The sequence below is a fragment of the Tellurirhabdus bombi genome, from assembly GCF_021484805.1.
In the GTDB taxonomy this organism is placed as follows: Bacteria; Bacteroidota; Bacteroidia; order Cytophagales; family Spirosomataceae; genus Tellurirhabdus; species Tellurirhabdus bombi.
Window position 1 is genome coordinate 2,652,845 of the sequence record NZ_CP090557.1, and the last position, 19,276, is coordinate 2,672,120.

At 49.3% G+C, this 19,276-nt stretch carries 18 protein-coding genes; 8 read left to right on the forward strand and 10 right to left on the reverse strand.

The features are described from left to right. From L0Y31_RS11155 to L0Y31_RS11165, 3 genes are all read left to right on the forward strand, one after another. A complete protein-coding gene (locus tag L0Y31_RS11155) occupies positions 1-972 on the forward strand; it encodes a PorP/SprF family type IX secretion system membrane protein (RefSeq protein ID WP_234733142.1) in 972 nt (323 codons plus the stop codon). Between the two features lie 6 nt (positions 973-978). Continuing rightward, a complete protein-coding gene (locus tag L0Y31_RS11160; protein ID WP_234733143.1) occupies positions 979-2,556 on the forward strand; it encodes a tetratricopeptide repeat protein in 1,578 nt (525 codons plus the stop codon). Positions 2,557-2,705: 149 nt separating this feature from the next. Further along, positions 2,706-3,620, forward strand: a complete 915-nt coding sequence (locus L0Y31_RS11165) for a PorP/SprF family type IX secretion system membrane protein (protein WP_234733144.1) — start codon at positions 2,706-2,708, stop codon at positions 3,618-3,620. 4 nt (positions 3,621-3,624) lie between these two features. Here the strand turns inward: L0Y31_RS11165 and L0Y31_RS11170 are convergent, their stop codons facing one another. Genes L0Y31_RS11170 through L0Y31_RS11180 form a run of 3 tightly spaced genes read right to left on the reverse strand, consistent with a single transcriptional unit; the run spans position 3,625 to position 6,472 of the window. Beyond that, complete coding sequence (locus L0Y31_RS11170) at positions 3,625-4,527, reverse strand: glycosyltransferase (RefSeq protein ID WP_234733145.1); 903 nt, start codon at positions 4,525-4,527, stop codon at positions 3,625-3,627. A 60-nt stretch (positions 4,528-4,587) separates the two neighbouring features. Further along, positions 4,588-5,943: a thioredoxin family protein gene (locus L0Y31_RS11175; RefSeq protein WP_234733146.1), complete on the reverse strand. Its 1,356-nt coding sequence runs from the start codon at positions 5,941-5,943 to the stop codon at positions 4,588-4,590. A gap of 49 nt (positions 5,944-5,992) precedes the next feature. Further along, positions 5,993-6,472, reverse strand: a complete 480-nt coding sequence (locus tag L0Y31_RS11180; RefSeq protein WP_234733147.1) for a low affinity iron permease family protein — start codon at positions 6,470-6,472, stop codon at positions 5,993-5,995. Between the two features lie 255 nt (positions 6,473-6,727). Here L0Y31_RS11180 and L0Y31_RS11185 point away from each other — a divergent pair, with 255 nt between their 5' ends. Then, entirely contained in the window at positions 6,728-8,587 is a 1,860-nt protein-coding gene (locus tag L0Y31_RS11185) for an ABC transporter ATP-binding protein (RefSeq protein WP_234733148.1), read from the forward strand. A gap of 3 nt (positions 8,588-8,590) precedes the next feature. On the opposite strand, the gene L0Y31_RS11190 is transcribed toward L0Y31_RS11185, so the two are convergent. From L0Y31_RS11190 to L0Y31_RS11210, 5 genes are all read right to left on the reverse strand, one after another. Continuing rightward, positions 8,591-9,700: a sensor histidine kinase gene (locus L0Y31_RS11190; protein WP_234733149.1), complete on the reverse strand. Its 1,110-nt coding sequence runs from the start codon at positions 9,698-9,700 to the stop codon at positions 8,591-8,593. A 55-nt stretch (positions 9,701-9,755) separates the two neighbouring features. Then, a complete protein-coding gene (locus L0Y31_RS11195; protein WP_234733150.1) occupies positions 9,756-10,592 on the reverse strand; it encodes a CPBP family intramembrane glutamic endopeptidase in 837 nt (278 codons plus the stop codon). 111 nt (positions 10,593-10,703) lie between these two features. Further along, positions 10,704-11,915 carry a chromate efflux transporter gene (chrA, locus tag L0Y31_RS11200; protein WP_234733151.1) on the reverse strand — a complete coding sequence of 404 codons (1,212 nt, stop codon included), beginning with the start codon at positions 11,913-11,915 and terminating at the stop codon, positions 10,704-10,706. Positions 11,916-12,024: 109 nt separating this feature from the next. Further along, a complete protein-coding gene (locus L0Y31_RS11205) occupies positions 12,025-12,981 on the reverse strand; it encodes an isopenicillin N synthase family dioxygenase (RefSeq protein ID WP_234733152.1) in 957 nt (318 codons plus the stop codon). 126 nt (positions 12,982-13,107) lie between these two features. Beyond that, on the reverse strand, positions 13,108-13,812 hold the full coding sequence (locus L0Y31_RS11210; RefSeq protein ID WP_234733153.1) for a superoxide dismutase: 705 nt from the start codon (positions 13,810-13,812) through the stop codon (positions 13,108-13,110). Positions 13,813-13,979: 167 nt separating this feature from the next. On the opposite strand from L0Y31_RS11210, the gene L0Y31_RS11215 reads away from it, so the two are divergent. Next, positions 13,980-14,945: a c-type cytochrome gene (locus L0Y31_RS11215; protein WP_234733154.1), complete on the forward strand. Its 966-nt coding sequence runs from the start codon at positions 13,980-13,982 to the stop codon at positions 14,943-14,945. A gap of 45 nt (positions 14,946-14,990) precedes the next feature. Here the strand turns inward: L0Y31_RS11215 and recR are convergent, their stop codons facing one another. Both recR and L0Y31_RS11225 read right to left on the reverse strand, forming a co-directional pair. Further along, positions 14,991-15,602 (reverse strand): recombination mediator RecR, encoded by a 612-nt coding sequence (gene recR, locus L0Y31_RS11220; protein ID WP_234733155.1) that lies wholly within the window; start codon positions 15,600-15,602, stop codon positions 14,991-14,993. 97 nt (positions 15,603-15,699) lie between these two features. Beyond that, positions 15,700-15,978, reverse strand: coding sequence for an ATP-dependent Clp protease adaptor ClpS (locus L0Y31_RS11225; RefSeq protein ID WP_234733156.1), 279 nt, complete (start codon positions 15,976-15,978; stop codon positions 15,700-15,702). 113 nt (positions 15,979-16,091) lie between these two features. On the opposite strand from L0Y31_RS11225, the gene L0Y31_RS11230 reads away from it, so the two are divergent. The 3 genes from L0Y31_RS11230 (at position 16,092) to L0Y31_RS11240 (ending at position 19,265) form a co-directional block, all read left to right on the forward strand. Then, on the forward strand, positions 16,092-17,558 hold the full coding sequence (locus tag L0Y31_RS11230) for a sodium:solute symporter (RefSeq protein WP_234733157.1): 1,467 nt from the start codon (positions 16,092-16,094) through the stop codon (positions 17,556-17,558). Positions 17,559-17,684: 126 nt separating this feature from the next. Beyond that, entirely contained in the window at positions 17,685-18,227 is a 543-nt protein-coding gene (locus L0Y31_RS11235) for a hypothetical protein (RefSeq protein ID WP_234733158.1), read from the forward strand. Between the two features lie 117 nt (positions 18,228-18,344). Further along, positions 18,345-19,265 (forward strand): hypothetical protein, encoded by a 921-nt coding sequence (locus tag L0Y31_RS11240; RefSeq protein WP_234733159.1) that lies wholly within the window; start codon positions 18,345-18,347, stop codon positions 19,263-19,265. Positions 19,266-19,276 lie beyond the last annotated feature (11 nt).

A 19,276-nucleotide genomic window follows, 5' to 3' on the forward strand; every position in this document is an offset into this window, starting at 1 on the left:
ATGACACGCAGAAGTCTTCGAGGAATTGGAACCTCCCTGCTATTACTGGCCCTGCTGATCGGCAGTGGCCGAGTGCAGGCGCAACAGGATAAGATGTTTTCGCAGTACATGTTCAACCTGATGGCGCTCAATCCGGCCTATGCCGGTAGCCGGGATGTCTTGAGCATGACGGGCCTTTACCGCAACCAGTGGGGGGGCATTGAAGGGGCTCCGCAAACGGCTACCTTTACCATCGATATGCCCATCAATCGCGAGCGGGTTGGGGTAGGATTACAACTTTACAACGACCGCATTGGCGAATGGAATGAAACCGGGGCGTTTGCCAGTTACGCCTTTCGGATCAAGGTAGGCGAACGTTCAACGCTGGCGCTGGGCTTGCAGGGCGGGGCGGTCAGCCTACGGTGGAATCTGGCCGAAGTGGCTACTGGCAACCCCAACGACCCCTCTTTTGCGCAGAATATTGCGAAAGTGCTGCCAAACTTCGGAACGGGTATTTACCTGAGCAACGACCGGTCCTATATTGGCGTATCAGTGCCGCAGTTGATTAAAAACAAAATTAGCGATTACGATTCTGGCCCCAATCGTGCGGTACAGCGTCGCCATGCGTATGCGATGGCCGGGTTTGTTATTGGCCTTGGACCTTCCTTGAAGCTGAAACCATCCATCCTGGCCAAGTATGCGGAGTCTTCGCCGCTTGGGTTTGATGGCAACCTAAATTTGTGGATCGCCGACCGGGTTGGCCTCGGCGTTTCATACCGGCGCAATCAATTCAATACGTTCGGGGGCAGCACCAACGACGCCATTGTGGGAATTGTCGAAATTCAGTTGTCGGATCAGCTACGGCTAGGCTATGCTTACGACCGAATGCTAAACAACTTGCGAACCGTTGGCGGACAGAATTCGCATGAATTTATGCTGCGCTACGAGTTCGGTTACGGCAAAAACAAGATTCTGACGCCACGCTACTTCTAAGGTTGCATGAAGAAGCTATACACTATTTTTTGGGGTGGTCTGGTCTTGTTAAGCTTATCCGGAAAAGCGAATGCGCAGTCGCTGGCTAAGCAGGCAGATCACCAGTTCGGGCAAATGGCGTATGGTCGTGCCATCGAACTTTACGAGCAGGCTTTGTCCAATTCGTTGCTGTCCGAAGCGGAGCGGGGAACTATCCTGAGAAAACTAGGAACTAGTTATCGGCAGATCCGCGACATGGAAAGTGCCGAACGTATATACCAGACGATACTGACTGAGCAGGCAATAAACAAAGAAGAAGCAGACCTTTATCTGTACTTTGCGCAGGCGTTGGCCAGCAACGGGAAATACCGGGAATCGCAGGGAGCTTATGAAAAATACCTGCGGTTTCGGGGTGATGATCAACGGGCAAAAGTCTTCGCTGAGTTGTATAAAGATGTTAGCTCGCTAACGCGGGATTCCAGCAATTACCATATTGAAGCCCTCGCCTTTAATACGGATAACGCCGAATTTAGCCCGGCTTACTACAAAAATAGTGTGGTCTTTGTTTCAAGTCGGTCGAATGCGGGAGGACTCAAGCGGGTTTTTGGCTGGAACAATACGCCGTTTCTGGACCTTTACCAAATTCCTAATCTAAGCTCAACATTTGATTTGAGTGATAGTTCGTCGCAAACGTCCCGAAAGGAGAACAGCCTACCAACTCGGCTGATCCGTCCATTAGGTATGGATAATTACACGGCTTCAACCGCGAATGATTCCCGGACGGTAGGCTTTAGCAGTACTGCTGGTCAGCCTCAGAACCTAAACTACATCGAGGAACCCATTACTGGAATCAAGCCGTTCAGTACGAACTTAAACTCCAAATACCACGAAGGCCCCGTTGCTTTTTCCAAGGATTTCAACCGCGTATATTTCACCCGCAATTCAACAAAGGGAAGCAAAGATGGCATTACGAAGTTAAAGATTTACGCCGCTCGCAACGGTGCAAAAAACTGGGAGCTAGAACGGGAATTGTCGTTCAACAGCGATGACTATTCGTGCGGACATCCTACACTAAGCGCCGACGATAAAATGATGATTTTTGCGTCGGATATGCCCGGCGGATTCGGAGGAGTTGACTTATACGTAACGCGGTATGAAAAAGGACGCTGGTCGAAGCCGGTAAATCTAGGCGAGAAAATCAATACAAAAGGCAACGAGATGTTTCCGTTTCTGGATGAATCAGGAAATCTTTATTTCTCATCCGACGGGCTTCCTGGTTTGGGGGAGCTGGATATTTTTTACGCCCAGCTCACGGTCGATGCGGTGGTCGAAAAAATTCAGAACCTGGGGGCTCCCATCAACTCATCCAAAGATGATTTCGGCATTATTACCGACGGACAGCAGCACAAAGGCTATTTCTGTAGTAACCGGCGTCGGGGTGGGGCTGATGATGATATTTATCGCTTCCAGCGGAAAAAAGAAAAATCGGTGCCGCCAACCTTAGAGCCAGTTTTAACGCAAAAAACACCGCACTTGCGCGAGGTCGGTATGTTGATGAGTATTGAAAAAAGGCGGCAATCAGTCCAGACGGGCGAATCGCATTAATGCATTCTGGTTAGAAAAGTGAACGTAGACTATGTCTGTGATTAACGTCAGAAAGCGAATGGCAGTTTTGCGATTCGCTTTTTTGTTGAACTTCGATGTAACCTAGCCAAAACTGCCTTACTTTCGTCTTGCTGTTCGTTTTTATACCCATGATCGTGATAAAAAAAGGATTTTTATACCTGTTCGGCCTTTTTTCACTGGCCTTGATCGCTACCCCCGCCCGTGCGCAACGGGAGGTGCTTTACGCGCAATATTTGTCAAATCCGTTAACCATCAACCCCGCTTATACGGGTGTTCGGGAGGTTTTTTCGATGACGGGCATTTTTCGGCGCAAATGGTTGGGTGTTCAGGGCTTTCCGGTCACGCAGAGTTTTGGCGCGGATGGTTCGCTGGCACAAGGCGGGCTTGGTCTGGGTTTGCAGGCTCTGAATGACCGGATGAGTCCTTATTCCAATACGGGTATTTACGGCAGTCTGGCTTATCACATCAAGCTTCCGTCGGGGGGGAAAGTATCGTTTGGCGGTTCGGGAGGAATCAATGTTCTGCCGGTCTATAACCCGGGCACCGGAATGGGCTTCAATCGGGCGTTGCCGAGCGTTGGTGTTGGGGTACACTACCAGTCGGATAATTTCTGGGCGGGGGTTTCCAAACCTGAGCTAGTAAACCGTCCACTATCCTTGTCCGGTAGCAATTCCCCCATTCGTTATAACCGTCCCTTGTTCGTTCACGTGGGAGGGCAGATGGTGCCTGCCGACAACGTGGTTTTATTGCCTTCAATTCTGATTACGCAGCAGACTGACCTGCCGCTTGGCATCGACCTCAACGCTAAGGCCTGGTTTTACCAAAAGCTGGGGTTGGGCGTATCGGTCCGCTTAAACAACAGCTCCTTGATTGCAACGCAAAGCTATGTCATGGGTATGGCGGAATACGAACTATCACGAAATATCCGGGTGGGGTACACCATTAGTAGCCGAACTGCGGAAAATCCGAATTTCCCGCAGCGCAGCGTTCATGAACTTGTTTTTCGCTTTACACCCAACCCGTTGCTGTTCTCGCACCGATAAGCGATCAGGGTTCTATAAGGCGGTAGTTTTTATATTCGCCAATGCGAATGGGTAGCCGGTCCTCGATCCAATAAGCAATCTTGTCTTTTAGACGAAGCTTTTTACTGATACGCGTAGGGTCAAAGTCATAACTACCATTCCGAACGGCCTCCTGCATGACGGCGGGGTGCGTTCCCTCAAAGCGCTTGACGCGCTCGATGTTGTAGTAGTCATAAACCTTTTTGTTCGTATATACTTTCTCAATGTAAGTATCGTCGTGCCAGAACGTTTCAAAGAACTTAGACTTTTCGTTCATCTGCTCGGGAGGGCGTACGTAACTATAGTGATAAACCGGCTTATCCAGATAGTGGACGGCTAGTTTCTGGCCCTTGTGCCCCTGCTGATACGCTTCCCAGGATGGGTATTTCCGGAAGCCTTGCGAGTCTCGGTAAGAGAAAACATTCAGACCTTTCCGAAAGGCGCGAACCTCTTTTTTATGCTGATAACGAGTGTTATTCAGGTAGTCATAACTGCCGTAGAAATTCAGAAAAGCCAGAAGCAAGCCCTCAATCTTAGGGTTCTTATCAATCTCCTGAATGGTTTTTAGAATGACGGGCAAATCAGCTTCGTGAATCACCTCATCCGCCTGAATATGAAACAGCCAGTCACCTTTGCATTCCCGTAAAGCAACGTTAGACTGTTGAGCAAAAATTTTTCCACCGACGCGTAACTGCTCATCCCAAACGGTATCAACTATTCTGATTTTTGGCGAGTTAAGCGCTTCTATTGCTTCCCGTGTTCCATCTTTGGAATTGCCTACGGCAATGACAAATTCATCGCAGATGGGCAGAATAGACTGAATGGATTGCAGGAAAGGATACTGGTATTCAAATCCGTTACGGATATAACTAAAACCGCTAATCGTCATTACACTAATTTTCTGGTTTGACCATGCAAAGAACCAGATTAAAATCCGGTTCTCGAAGGCTTATTTGCCACTTTTCATTTTTGTCAGTTCCTCTTCCAGCTGCGTGCTATCTTCGCCTATTGCTTTAGCTTTGGCAATCGCTTCTTCCTGAACTTTTGTCGCTTCGGCTTTTTTGCCTAGTTTGTGAAGCAGGTGCGCATACGTATCCATAAACGCTGGTTTGGCATCCAGATCCAACGACCGCTTCGACCAGGCCAGCGCCTGGTTAAGTTGTTTAGGATCGGTTACGCCGTTGTAATAATTCCAGGCGAGGCTGTTGAGCTTATTGGCTACCTGCCCTGATTCCGCGGATTTCATAAACGCTTTCAGGCGCTCAAAATTTTCGCCTTTTTTCTCGGCTTCGGGCCTTTTTGCCATATCATCTTCAAAGCGCTGATAATTAGCCGCATCTTTTTTACGCAGTTCATCAACCGATTGGGTCATGAGTTTTCCATCGGCATACGTACTCGCCAACGCGCTGAATTTTTCGGTATCCTTGGTTTTCAAATAAAAATTCATGCGGTGTTCGTTAGCCATTTCGTCAACGGCTTCCGGCGTCATCGGGCGGAAATGAACAACGAGCTTTTTATTCTGCGCAATTACTTCTTCCAGCTGTTGTTCGTCTTTGTTTTCAGCCGCTTGTTTGAGATCGTTATAAACCGCCGTCTGCATGTTGCGGAGTGCCATCGTTCCGATCGGCGAGGACTTCAGTTTAGGCATTTGCTCCTGCAAAACCGTGAATGCTTTGGAGCGGGTTGAGGCCACCGTACCAGCCATGATGGTCAGGTTATCAAGTGTCGTTAACTCGCCTTCGGGAACTGTTTTTAAATATTCGTCCAGAATTGGGCCACTGGGTAGTCCTGCTTTGGATCGCTTTGCCAGATAGCCCGCCAGGAAAGTGGCATCTCGCTTGCCGCTGTTGTATTCCTTTTCCCAGACCGCTATTGGTTTCGGGTCTTTTGCGGCTTCTAGTGCCTTGTCGGCTTCTTCCAACATCTTTTTAACCCCACCGTAGCCTAATGTGCGGTAGATTAAATCGCCGTTGGCACTAACAAACAGCGACGTGGGATAACCTTCAACGTTGTATTTTTTGGCCAGGCCGATGCCTTCGCCTTTTTCCGCATCAATTTTATAGCTCACAAATCCCGCATTGAACTTCTCCGCTACTTTCGGGTCTGGAAAAGCCTCTTTGGACATGAGTTTGCAGGGACCGCACCAGGTGGTGTAGATATCGATAAAGATAGGTTTGTTTTGGCGCTTGGCTTCGGCCAGGACGTCCTTCCACGGGCCGGTGAAAAAGCGCACCCCAACTGGCTCATCGGCGTAGCTACTCAGAAAGGCCAGGCAAAGGCCCAGCAGGAAAGGGAGTTTTTTCATGGGAGATAAAGCTTTGGAAGCCTGAATTTAAGCAAAAGTTGGTAATCCATTAAGCCGCCTTTGGCTGAACTTTGTCTTTGCGCTGATCTTCTAATTTTTCTTCGTGACGTTCTTCGGCTTCCTCGATGGAGTGCGAAGCCGTAAGCTTTAGATCCTGCTTCGATTTCTCAACCAGAACGGTAAAGTAACGGTGCAACGTAATCAGTTCTTCTTCCGACAAATCCTCGATGTTAAGCAAACGATTGCTGGCCCCGTCCTGAGAGGCAATGAGCTCATTTAGCTTTAGTTGGATGGCCATAGAATCCTTATTCTGCGATTTCTGAATCAGAAAAACCATGAGAAACGTAATGATGGTCGTACCCGTGTTGATAACCAGCTGCCAGGTATCGGAATAATGAAAAATGGGACCAGTAATAAGCCAGATAATGACCGTTAGTAACGCCAGCAAAAACGCTGTTGAACTGCCCGTTGCTTTCGTGACCAAGGTTGAAAATCGTTCAAAGACGGCGGAGAAACCTTTCTTTTTCATGGTATTAAGGAAAATTGAATAAAATGACAGATTAGGTCGGTGATTTTTGGCTGTAGAAGCAAAAAATGAGGCCGGATAAATTTACTATTTATTCCCACTTATTTCTTCTAGAGCACAAAACGTTTTCTAGGTCTGCTGATGCGGAGGTAGGCCACCCCCAGCTACGTATATAAGCTGACTTTCAGGGTGATTTTTTGCAGGCAAGGTAGCCCTTTTTGAATAGAACCAATTCGGTTTCGCGCGTGTATTTATAGTATGTCAAAACCGTCAAAATCGGAATCTTCAAATCGAAAAAACACCGAGCAAAACAATCCTTCATTAAACTGGCGCGACCGTTTCGCGGCGCTGCGTAATCTTCCCGCTTTTTTCCGCATCATTTGGAAAACATCGCCCGGCCTGTTCATCAGTAATGCTGCCGTTCGGCTGATTCGGGCCGCCATCCCGGCTCTAACACTATACGTAGGCAAACTGATCATTGATGAGGTAGTGCTGCTGTCTACCCAAAAGGGAGGTGATACCCAGTGGATTTGGGTACTGGTGGCCGCCGAATTTGGACTTGCTTTTCTCTCAACCGCGCTAGGTCGCTTGACGAGTCTGATCGACGGTTTATTGGGTGATCTGGTGACAAACCGGATTTCCATCGACCTCATGGAGCACGCGGCAACGCTCGATCTGGAGCAATTTGAGGATGCTACCTTCTATGACAAACTGGAGCGGGCCCGGCGGCAGACTACGGGTCGGTCGATTTTACTATCCAGCGTTTTCGGACAGGTGCAGGAGCTGATTTCGGTTGGTTTTCTGGGGGCCGGTCTGGTTGTATACAATCCGTGGTTGCTGCTCCTGCTTTTGCTGGCGGTCATTCCGGCCTTCCTCGGCGATAACTATTTTAACCAGAAAAGTTACTCACTCTCGCGCAGCTGGACCCCCGAACGGCGCGAACTAGATTACTTACGCTTCATCGGAGCTAGCGACGAAACCGCCAAAGAAGTGAAAATTTTCGGCTTATCGAGCTTCCTGATCGACCGCTTTCGCCACTTATCAGGTGAATACTACCTGAAAAATCGCGCTTTGTCCATTCGACGGGCGGGATGGGGGACCTTGCTTACCGTTCTGGGAACAGTTGGGTATTACGCGGCTTATGTCTGGATTGTGGCGCGGGCCATTGGCGGCACGATTTCCCTGGGTGATCTGACGTTTCTGGCGGGGTCGTTTCGGCAACTGCGCTCGTCGATGGAAGGGATTCTGCTGCAATTCAGTAGCTTGACCCAGGAAGCCGTTTATTTGCAGGACTTATTTGATTTTTTTGAGATTAAACCGCTGATTCATTCGACCAGCAAACCGCTGCCTTTTCCCGCTAAAATTCAGGAAGGATTTGTATTTGAGAATGTTGGCTTTAAATACACAAACTCCGAGCGCTGGGCGTTGCGAAACGTGAACTTTACCTTGCATCCCGGAGAAAAACTGGCGCTCGTGGGTGAAAATGGTGCGGGAAAAACCACGTTGGTGAAGCTGCTGGCTCGTCTTTATGATCCCGCCGAGGGGCGAATTTTACTGGATGGCCACGATCTTCGCGACTACGATTTGCTGGATTTGCGTCGGAATATCAGTGTTATTTTTCAGGATTATGTTCGGTTCAAAATGTCGGCGGGTGTGAACATTGCGGTGGGTGATATCGACGAGCGGAGCAATCAGCCCCGCATTGAAACCTCCGCCCAGCGCAGTCTGGCCGATACGGTAATTGCAAAATTACCCGGCGGATATGAGCAGCAGTTGGGCCGAAACTTCGGCAAAGGCGTCGAATTGTCGGGGGGCGAATGGCAAAAAGTGGCCCTGGGTCGCGCGTACATGCGAGATTCGCAGATGCTTATTCTGGATGAGCCAACCGCCGCCCTGGATGCCCGCGCGGAATACGAAGTCTTTCAGCGGTTTGCCCGCCTGACCGAAGGGAAAACATCGGTCATCATTTCCCACCGCTTTTCGACGGTCCGCATGGCTGACCGCATTTTGGTGCTGGAAGGTGGCCAGCTACTGGAAATTGGCAGCCACCAGGAATTAGTAGCCCAGGAGGGACGGTATGCCGAACTGTTCCAGTTGCAGGCCAGAGGCTATCAGTAAGCGCTACAGGTGGATGGTTAGCTCTACCCGGAACACATTGTCTTTTTCGGTTAGGCTTAGAATGTGCCGATTGGGGTAAATCAGTTGCAGCCGCTGTCGGATGTTGTCGATGCCGGTTCCGGTGCTGGATTGCAGGCGGTTGGCGGCCACAATGCTGTTTTGGCAGACGAAGTGCAGACGGCCCTGTTCCACGTTTAGCTGAATGTGCACAAAACAGTTCTGACTAACGCTGATTCCGTATTTAAAGGCGTTTTCAACGAACGAAACCAGCAGCAAAGGGGCAATCTCAACGGGTCCGTTGGGGCCTGGTTGCTCGTCCCATTCCATGATGGATTGAACGCTGATGGCATCGCTTTTGGGTAAACGCATGCGGTGCAATTCAACGGTATCTTCCAGAAACTGAATCTCCTTCTGGATTGGCGTGCGGTCGCGTTTTGACTCTTCAACCATGTGGCGCATGACACCCGATAGTTGCTCAATGCCGGCGGCGGTTCGGTTGGTGTCGCCGGTGAGTGCCGTTCCGTAAAGGTTATTGAGCGTATTGAACAGGAAGTGAGGATTCACTTGGGATTTCAAGGCGGCGATTTCCGCTTCGGCCTTTTGGCGTTGCAGTTCCACCTGCTGGCGGCGGTTGTGGCGGTAGATCCGAATACCAATAAATAAAAGCGAGTAGGCCCAGGTAAAAAAGACAACGATAAGGGCCTCTTCCTGAGTGACGCGATTGTGCGTATAAGCCACGTAAAATCCCGCGCATACAGACAAAAAGAAAAGATAAAAAACCAGAAAGGCCCCAAAAGCGACAATATTCCAGACGCGGGTTTTCCGGACAATAAGCCGATAGACAAAATAACAGCCGTGAACGGGAAGTAAAACCAAGAAGTTGAGAAAGATAGAATCCGTGATGAAGCTCCATTTATCGGCAAAATAGCGCGCCATAGAGGGCATCTTATCGTAATCCTTGGCAGGGAGCAGGAACAGAGAGAATACAGAAAGAATACTCAAAAACAACCAGAGCCCATAGTGAATGGCAAACACTTTCAGTTCGTGGGGAGCTGCCCGGCGAACGCGTTGCCAAAAAGAGATAGACTGAGGAGGTACTAAGGAACTTTGCATGAGTTAGAATGAGTTGAATTTCCTGGTTCACCCTTCAGTGGCCCAGGAAAGTAGGCTATTTCGTTTTTGGAGTCGGCAGAATACGGTTTAGGAAATAATAGCAAACATAGGCGATAATGGCGGTTGCTACCAGAAGGCCCATGTACATCGTATCGTTGTTCAACCAGGTACGGGTTAGATTGGCGCTCATGTCCAGGTGGTTTTCGTACAGAAGCGGAATTGAGCTTAACGCATTGTTTACAAAATGCAGGAAAATACAGAGCCAGAGCGATTGGGTCCGGTAGTAAAGCCAGCCCAGCGCCAGACCAATGAGAAAGCCACCAACAGCCTGCGCCGGATTCAGGTGAATAATACCGAATAAAACAGCGGACCAAACAATGGCTTTGGCAGGGTTGTATTGTTTTAAAAAGCCATCCAGAATAACGCCCCGAAATAATACTTCTTCCAGAATGGGCGCGGCCAGCACAACTGTCCAAATGGCACTTTTGGTGAACGAACTAGCCAGAATTTTTTCCATCCAGACCGGAACCGGTAGCGAGGCCGTAAGTGGTTCCAGCAAAATGGCCAGCGCGATGGTACCCACCAGCACCAGCGGGAAAGCACGGCCTTTAACCGCTCCCAACCGAACCGTCGAAGAACGGCGTTTGCGCATGCCGAAAGCGATGGTCAGCCCGAATGAGGCTACGTAAACGAGAAAATCAGGCAGGCCAGCCAGGGAAAACCAACCCATTTTTTCGATCACAACTTTCAAAAGTCCAAAAGGAATCGACGCGGCAATTTGCCAGAAAATCAGCGTCGTCAGCAACCACCACGATTGACGGAGGCTAGGATAAACGGTTGTTGAAGCGTTGGATTCGAAGGGAAGGGGTGAGGGAGCAATAAGCGTTTGCATAGCGGGTTTAGTTGGCTAATTGATGCATCGAAAGTACTCTCGGTGCTCCGATTCGGCAATAAAGTGGGACAAACGACAGCAAGTTTGGGACAAACGTGGAGAAAGATGGGATCAGAAAATAAACCCAATCAAGAGCCCGCCTAAAATCAGCAAATAAGGAGGAAGCTTAGAAAATTCCAGTAGCAAGATGGTAGCAATCACAATCAGCACGGAGTGCCAGGTGCTTGACATGGGTTCGAAAAGCGTGAGGGCGGCGGCGGCCGTCAGGCCCGTGCTGGCGGCGTTGATTCCTTCCAGCGAGGCCCGGACCGGGCGGTACCGTTTTAACTGATTCCAGAAGCGGTAAACAAAGAAAATCAGAAACGTGCCGGGAAGAAAAATACCGACGGTTGCTGCCAGACTGCCAATAAGCTGACCGCTCAGGCCGTCATGACGCATGGAAAGGGCACCAATGTAGGAAGCAAACGAAAAAACCGGGCCGGGAACGGTTTGCACCAGTGCCAGACCCGACAGAAATTCTTCACGGGATAAATAATGCTTAAACTCAACAAATTCGTTGTAAAGCATCGGGGTAAGTACCTGACCACCCCCAAAAACCAGACTGCCGTTGCGGTAAAAGTTTTCAAAAAGTCGGATTGGTAACCAGCGCGTAGCCGCACCAATAGCGGCAGCTACTAGAAATACGCCCAACCACAGAAAAAAATTAGCCCACTGGATGCGAATAGGCGCTTTTTCCATGACCTGGTGTTTTTGGTACGTTAGGGCTGTTACCAGGCCACCCGCCACAATGGCTATAGGCGTAACAAAAGGGGAGGGAAAGGCATACGCCGCCAGGGCAGAAACAACGCCAAGTACCAAATCCATCTGATTTCGGATCACTTTACGGGCGATGCGGTAACCGGCAACGATCAGGAAACCCACCGCCATCGGCTGAATAAAGCGCGTAAAAGTGAGGGGAATGTTGTTCTTCTGAAAGTAATAAATGCCAATTCCGGCAGCGGTCATGACCAGAGCGGCAGGGAGCGACCAAACCAAAAGTGTAAGGTAAGCCAGGTTTGGCCCACCAATTTTAAAGCCCAGCGCCGTAATGGTTTGCGTCGATGTTGGACCCGGTAAAATCTGACAGAGAGCATTCAATTCCATCAGTTCATCTTCGGTCAGGTAACGGCGTTTGGTCACCAGTCGGTCGAGCATCATGGCCAGGTGCACTTGCGGCCCGCCAAAGGTGGTGCAGGCTAAAATCAGAACGTCTTTCAGGAAAATGATATAGCGAATTCGTCTTACCGGAGCGAGGGGTGTAAGAGTTGGTAAATAAGCGTTCATACAACCGGAGACGACAGAAGAAACAATTGTGTTGCAAAAAAGCCGTAGCTGGCAGAAAGATACAAAATTTTATCTGCTAACTACGGCTAATGAACATAGATAAATGATCTCAGGCTTTCTTTAATCCTAATTCCCGAAGGCGTTCGTCCAGAAATTCCCCGGCGGTCATATCGGCATACAGTTTCGGGTGATCGCTGTCTACGCAGGTGTCGAGCGAGCTTAGGTTCATATCGCCACGCGGGTGCATGAAAAAGGGAATGGAATAGCGGGGAGACGCCATCCGTTCGCGAGGCGGGTTCACAACGCGGTGAATGGTTGATTTCAGTTTGTGGTTCGTTAAGCGGTCGAGCATGTCCCCCACGTTCACGATAACCTGATCGGGCAGCGCCGTAATGGGAATCCATTTGCCGTCTCGGCGCAATACTTCCAGGCCCTCTGCCGAAGCGCCCATCAGCAACGTAATGAGGTTGATATCGCCATGCGCCGCCGCCCGAACGGCACCGTCTGGAACCAGATCCGGATTCAGGGGGAAATAATGAATGGCCCGCAGGATGCTGTCGCCACTTTTTACTTTACTTTCGAAATAATCCTGGGGCAATTCAAGATAAAGCGCAATAGCCTGCAACAGCATTTTACCCGCATTTTCGAGCGTTCGGTAGGTTTCCAGCGTGTATTCCCTGAAAGCAGGAAATTCGTCCGGGAACACGTTATCCGGCATGTCGTTGATGGGTTCAGGCTGTCCAATGTGGTAAAACTCCTTTAAATCGGCCACCTTAAAGCCTTTGGCAGTCTCTTTGTTCTTGCCCACGTAGCCACGCTGGCCGTGAAGTTCCGGGTGTTCGTATTTCTTTTTAAGCGTATCCTCCGCCTGGAAAAATTCCTGAACGGAGCCGTAAAGCTTGTCGGTCAGTTCGTTGGTCAAGCCGTGGTTTTTGAGGGCAATAAATCCGATGTTATTAAAGGCCGCGCCGAGATCGCGGACGAATTTTGCTTTACGCTCGGGGTCGCCAGATGTGAAATCGGCTAAATCCAGCGACGGAATCTCATCATACAGGATGTCGCTCATGGTGCGGCTAGTATTTTAATGGCAAAATATATTCTATAAACAAAAATAAGGCTGTCACGCCAATTATGTAGTACGGACGTGACAAACCTAATCACAAATTCTTTAGCAAATTTTCCTGAACTTTGTTTAGGCTTTCAGGGCTGCATTGTACAATTCGTTGACCTTCGACCAGTTAACGACGTTCCAGAAAGCGGTGATGTATTCAGGACGACGGTTCTGGTATTTTAGGTAGTAAGCATGTTCCCAAACATCAAGACCCAACACCGGTGTGCCTTTTTTGTCGGCCAAAGCCATCAATGGATTGTCTTGATTAGGCGTCGAGACAATTTCCAGTTCTTTGCCGTTCACGATCAGCCAGGCCCAGCCTGAACCAAAGCGGCCTGAAGCGGCTTTCGCCCATTCTTCCTTAAACTTATCGAACGAGCCAAATTTTTTGTTGATGGCTTCGGCAATGTTGCCGCTTGGCTGTTTGCCGCCGTTTGCCGAAAGAATATTCCAGAAGAAAGTATGGTTCCAGTGGCCACCACCGTTGTTGCGAATCGCTGCCGGCGTGCTGCTGTCAATTTTCTTCACCAACTCGTCAATCGACATACCGGCCATGGCTGATCCGGCAACGGCTTTGTTCAGATTATCGACATACGCTTTGTGGTGCTTGCCGTGGTGGATCTCCATCGTCTGCTTGTCAATGTGCGGCTCCAGGGCACCCGCGTTGTAGGGGAGAGCAGGCAACGTGAACGGGCCATCCTGCTGGGTTGAGCTACCTAACGAGCGAAAAGCGGTTAGGGTCAACGCACTACCAAAGGCCAATTTTAAAAACTCACTGCGATTCATGTTGGGGAAGTTGTTTTTTGATGTGACGAATTCCTACTTAATTACGAAACAAATAAAATGAGTTTTTGTCAGAAAATAGCTGCTTTTGACCGTTCGCGAAATCCTTTAAAATGAAAAGAGGCCAATCGGCTATCTTTACCCGAACAACAAATACTTAATTCTTCTTGATGAAACAGTTACAAAAACTGCTTTGGGCTCTGGTGTCAGTGCTGCTGCTTCAGTGCGTTAACCCAAAAGCGTATTCGCCCGTAAATGAACGGATTAGGGCTGTTACGCTGGCAAAATCTGACGCCGAGATTGAACGCGGGCGTTACCTTGTCAATCATGTGGCGGCCTGCATGGATTGTCATTCCCGCCGCGATTATACCCGTTTGGCGGGTCCCATTGTACCCGGAACCTTAGGTGCAGGTGGTCAGAAATTTGGCAAAGAGCTGGGATTGCCCGGCACGGTTTACGGGAAAAATATCACCCCTTTTGCGCTTAAAGCCTGGTCTGACCAAGAGTTATTATTGGCAATTACGGCGGGCGTTTCGAAGAACGGAAAACCGCTTTTTCCCATGATGCCTTCCCGGAATTATGCGCACATGGCCGAGAGCGATGCGAAAGCCGTTATTGCTTATTTACGAACGCTTGAACCCGTGGAAGGGACAACACCACCGGCCAAAATTGCCGCACCTGTGCGTATGGCCATGCGCATGATGCCGCACAAAGCGCATTTACAAACGCTACTCGACCGAAAAAATAGGATTGAATACGGGAAATACCTGGTTACGATGGCGGGTTGTGCCGACTGCCATACGAAGCGGACCATGGGCATGCTGGTAAAGAAGGCGGCCTTTTCGGGAGGGACGGAAATGCAGCTAGCGGGTGGAACCGTGCGTTCGGCCAATGTAACGCCCGATCAGGAAACGGGAATTGGCTCCTGGACAAAACAGGATTTTATTCGTCGTTTCAAAATGTATGATCCCGCAACCTATCAGGCACCAGCAGCGGGTGATGGTTTTAACACCATGATGCCCTGGACGCTCTACGCAAACATGACAGAAGACGATTTAGGGGCCATCTATGAGTATCTGCGCACGGTAAAACCCGCAAAAAATAAAGTGATGGTGTTTACACCCCGAAAACCATAGCCGCTTTAACCAAAAGAGCCAGCTTAGCTGGCTCTTTTAAGAGGGTTACTCGTATGCGATTCGACTTAAAATACTGCGTCCGAGGGTAACTTCGTCGGCATATTCCAGATCGCCACCGATGGGAACACCCCGCGCGATGGTCGAAATTTTAACCTTGAAGGGCCGTAATTTCTTTTGCAGGTAGAAAGCCGTCGTGTCGCCCTCCATGGTTGGACTGAGCGCCAGAATCACTTCCCGGACCTGTTCGCTTTCGTCGCTTCGGAGCCGCTCAACCAGAGAATCGATGTGCAGATCGCTCGGACCAATGCCTTCAACGGGCGAAATAATCCCCCCTAAAACGTGGTACAATCCTTTGAACTGAGCCGTATTTTCGATGGCCAGCACATCGCGAATATCTTCCACAACGCAAATGAGCGAGGCATCGCGTTTGCGGTTAGCGCAGATGCTGCACAGTTCCTCATCCGACAGGTTATGGCACTTGCGACAGTAGGTCACGTTGGTGCGCATGGCCTGCAAGGTCTCGGCCAGCCGCTGCGTTTGTTCTTCGTCGCGTTTGAGCAGGTGCAACACAAGGCGCAAGGCGGTTTTCTTACCAATACCCGGCAGCTTGGCGACCTCTTCAACCGCACTTTCTATTAATTTGGAAGGAAAATCCAAGAGAATTAAGCGATTAGTGGTTAAGAATCAGGACTATCTGTAACCGAATAAAGAGCGTGAGTGTTGTTACTCACAAGCCTTACCTGATGACTTCTAATTAATTCAAGACTTCTGCCGAAATACCACGGCGGCAGATTTCGTTCCGTTTAGGGACCAGTTCTTCCCAAGAGCCATTTTTAACCGTGCATTTACCTTTATAATGAATCAGGAGCGTACATTGTTCGGCCTGTTCGGGTGTATGCTCGCACACGTCCATGAGCGTATCAATGACATGCTCGAACGTATTGACATCATCATTAAAGACAACAAGATTAAACACATCTGTCTCAACGACTTCATCCAGCACGTCTACCTCGTTTTCTTTGAAGGGTTGCATTGCAGCTAAAATTAAGTTTATTTAGCAAATTTACGAAAAATAGGCCTCTTCTGAAAGGTTGATCCCTACGTATAAAGAACCCGCTTTTCAGCCTAAAAGTTGCTTTTTAATTCATGGATCCGTCGATTGCGCTCACAATTCTGATTGCCTATTTTGCGATGCTCATTGTGGTTTCCTGGTATACCGCCCGGGGAGCCGATACGAACACGTTTTTTACCGCTAACCGGCAGACGCCCTGGTATTTAGTGGCGTTTGCCATGATCGGTACGTCGCTATCGGGGGTTACCTTCATCTCGGTACCGGGGGCGGTGGGTGGCAAAGCCTTTTCTTACTTTCAGGTTATTCTGGGCAATATCGTGGGTTATTATGTCATTGCAACGGTTTTGATGCCGCTGTATTACCGCATGAACCTGATTTCTATTTACGGCTATCTGGAAAAACGCTTTGGGTTCTGGTCGTACAAAACCGGAGCCGCTTTCTTTTTACTAGCCCGAACGGTTGGCTCAGCCATTCGCCTCTACATTGCCGCTGGGGTGTTGCAGATTGCCATTTTCAACAGTTTTGGTATTCCGTTTGAAGTGTCAGTTGCCATCACCATTCTGCTGATCTGGCTATACACGTTCAAAGGCGGGGTGAAAACCATCATCGTAACCGACACCCTCCAGACCACTTTCCTGGTAACGGCGGTGATTCTGACCATCATTCTGATTTCTAGGGAGTTGGGTCTCGGCTTCGGCGAGATGGTATCAACAATTTCACAAAGTGACTACTCCCAGATTTTTTTCTGGGATGCCAACGACCCAAAAAACTTCTTCAAGCAGTTTATTTCCGGGATCTTCATCGCCATTGTCATGACGGGTCTGGACCAGGACCTGATGCAGAAAAACCTGACCTGCAAGAACATTGGTGAGGCTCAGAAGAACATGTACTGGTTTACGGGTACTTTTGCCGTTGTTGTCTTCCTCTTCCTGTCGTTGGGGGCGCTGCTCTACATTTACGCCAATACTAAAGGCATTGCGATTCCGGCCAAAACCGATGATTTGTATCCCATGCTGGCGCTCGATCATTTCGGTATGGTTGTTGGCATCACCTTTTTGCTAGGCATCACGGCGGCTACCTACGCCAGCTCTGATTCGGCTCTGACGGCCCTAACTACCTCGTTCTGCGTGGATTTTATGAACGTAGAAAACCGCCCGGAAGTTGAGCGGGCCCGAATCAAACATTGGGTGCACATCGGCTTTTCGGTGCTGTTTTTTGTGGTCATTATTATTTTCAATCGGCTCAACAGCCAAGACGTTGTAACGGCGGTTTTCGATCTGGCGGGCTATACCTACGGGCCGTTGCTGGGGCTGTATGCTTTTGGTCTGTTTTCGAAGCGTCCTGTTCGCGATGGGTGGGTGCCATTCGTATGCCTGGCTTCGCCATTTCTAACCCTGTATATCAATAATCATTCGGCAGAGTGGTTCGGCGGCTACCGATTTGGCTTTGAGCGATTGGTGCTAAACGGATTAATTACGTACCTCGGTTTGTGGGCCGTTTCGCGCAAAACAGCTCTTGGAGAGCCAGCGGTTACGGCCTAAGCTATAGGCCTTAAAAGTTGATTAAAGAGCAAAAAAACTTAAGGGAATTACTCAAGGAATTGCAATTCTCGGAATATTATCTATATTTTTGTCAGAATATTGAAAATTTTCCGATAGGCGCTATTGATGAAACGTTTCCTTTCTCTTGCTTTGTGCTTGTTGCTGCTATACCACTCGCTGGGCTCGATTTTCGTGCTCCTCAGCGTGCAGTGGCAGGAAGAGCATGAGCTGTCGGAAAGACTCGTTTTATACCCTTCAACGGACAGCATGGTCGAATTTCATATTCCGCTCTACCAGCATCCAAATGAAGCCATTCTCACCCAGAAAAGCCCAGACGGGTTTTCATACCGGGGAAAATACTACGAAGTAGTCAATATGAGCTTATCCGGGGATACGTTGCACATCACCGGCTACGTCAACAAGGCCAAAGAATTCTGGCAGCAGGATTTATTATCCCTGGTGAATGAGCAATTTGATCAGCCGTCTAATAGTAACCAAAAAGCCAGTAACCTACTTAAGCTCCTGGTAAAGGAATATTACCAGCCGCAACGAACTCTTACTCAATTGTTTTGGCTTGACTGGTCAGAGAACAGTCTGTTTGCCAACTATGTCTATCCCCGCACATCCTGCACACTTGCGCATAATTCCCCACCTCCTGAACTAGCCTGATTTTGTGATTTTTAGTTGCTCGCGCTTTGTGCTTTGCTGAAAGTACTCTGGGCTTGCTACGCTTCTCTGTAGGTATCAGGAAGCGCCAAAATCCTCTTTTTTATTTACGAATCAGGTATGAAATCATTGATATACGGATTGATAGCCGTTCTGGTTATTAGTGTTCGTTCGGTTGTGGCCCAAACCCTGACGGACGGAATTTACATGGGCAAAAACCAGCTTTGCGGAGGCATTGGCTATTCGTACGACAGCTGGAAATTTTATTGGGAGGGCACGTTTCGCCGCGAAAACTTTAACATTGGAACGGTTAGTACACAGATGGTTGTGCCAATGGCCACCTACGGGATTAGCCAAAGGCTGAACGTCATGGCGATGCTCCCTTACGTAAGGACCCACGCTACGGCTGGAACGCTGCGGGGTATGCAGGGCTTTCAGGATGCCACCGTCGGGTTGAAATTTCGGCCTATCTCGCTTCGGCCCGCTTCTGGGCTGGCTTTTGACTGGTCGGTTGTCGGGGCGGCTTCGATACCTACTACCAATTATGTAGCCGATTTTCTGCCCCTATCCATTGGGTTTCAGTCGAAAACGGCTCAACTGCGGACCATCCTGCACCTACGCCTGAAACAAGGCTGGTTCGTGACCGGCCAGGCAGGATACATTGCCCGCAGTAATGTCAAAATCGACCGGGAGGCTTATTATACGGATCGCCAGCATCGGACAAACATGGTCGACATGCCCAATGTGGCTGACTATACGGCGCGTCTGGGTTACATGAAATCGGAGTTTATTCTGGAAGGGTTCATGGAAAAAATGACAACCCTGGGCGGAACCGATATTCGCAAAAATGACATGCCGTTTCTTTCCAACCGCATGAATTTTACTAAAGTAGGAGCGATGGTTACGCTTCGGCCAAGAGCCTGGAAAGGTTTCGGGCTGACTGCCTCGGCAGGTACAACGCTGGCGGGTCGTAATGTGGGCGAAAGCACCACGTTCGGTGGCTCGATTCTCTATCTGACTCATCATGCCATCCGGCACTGATTGACTTCTAC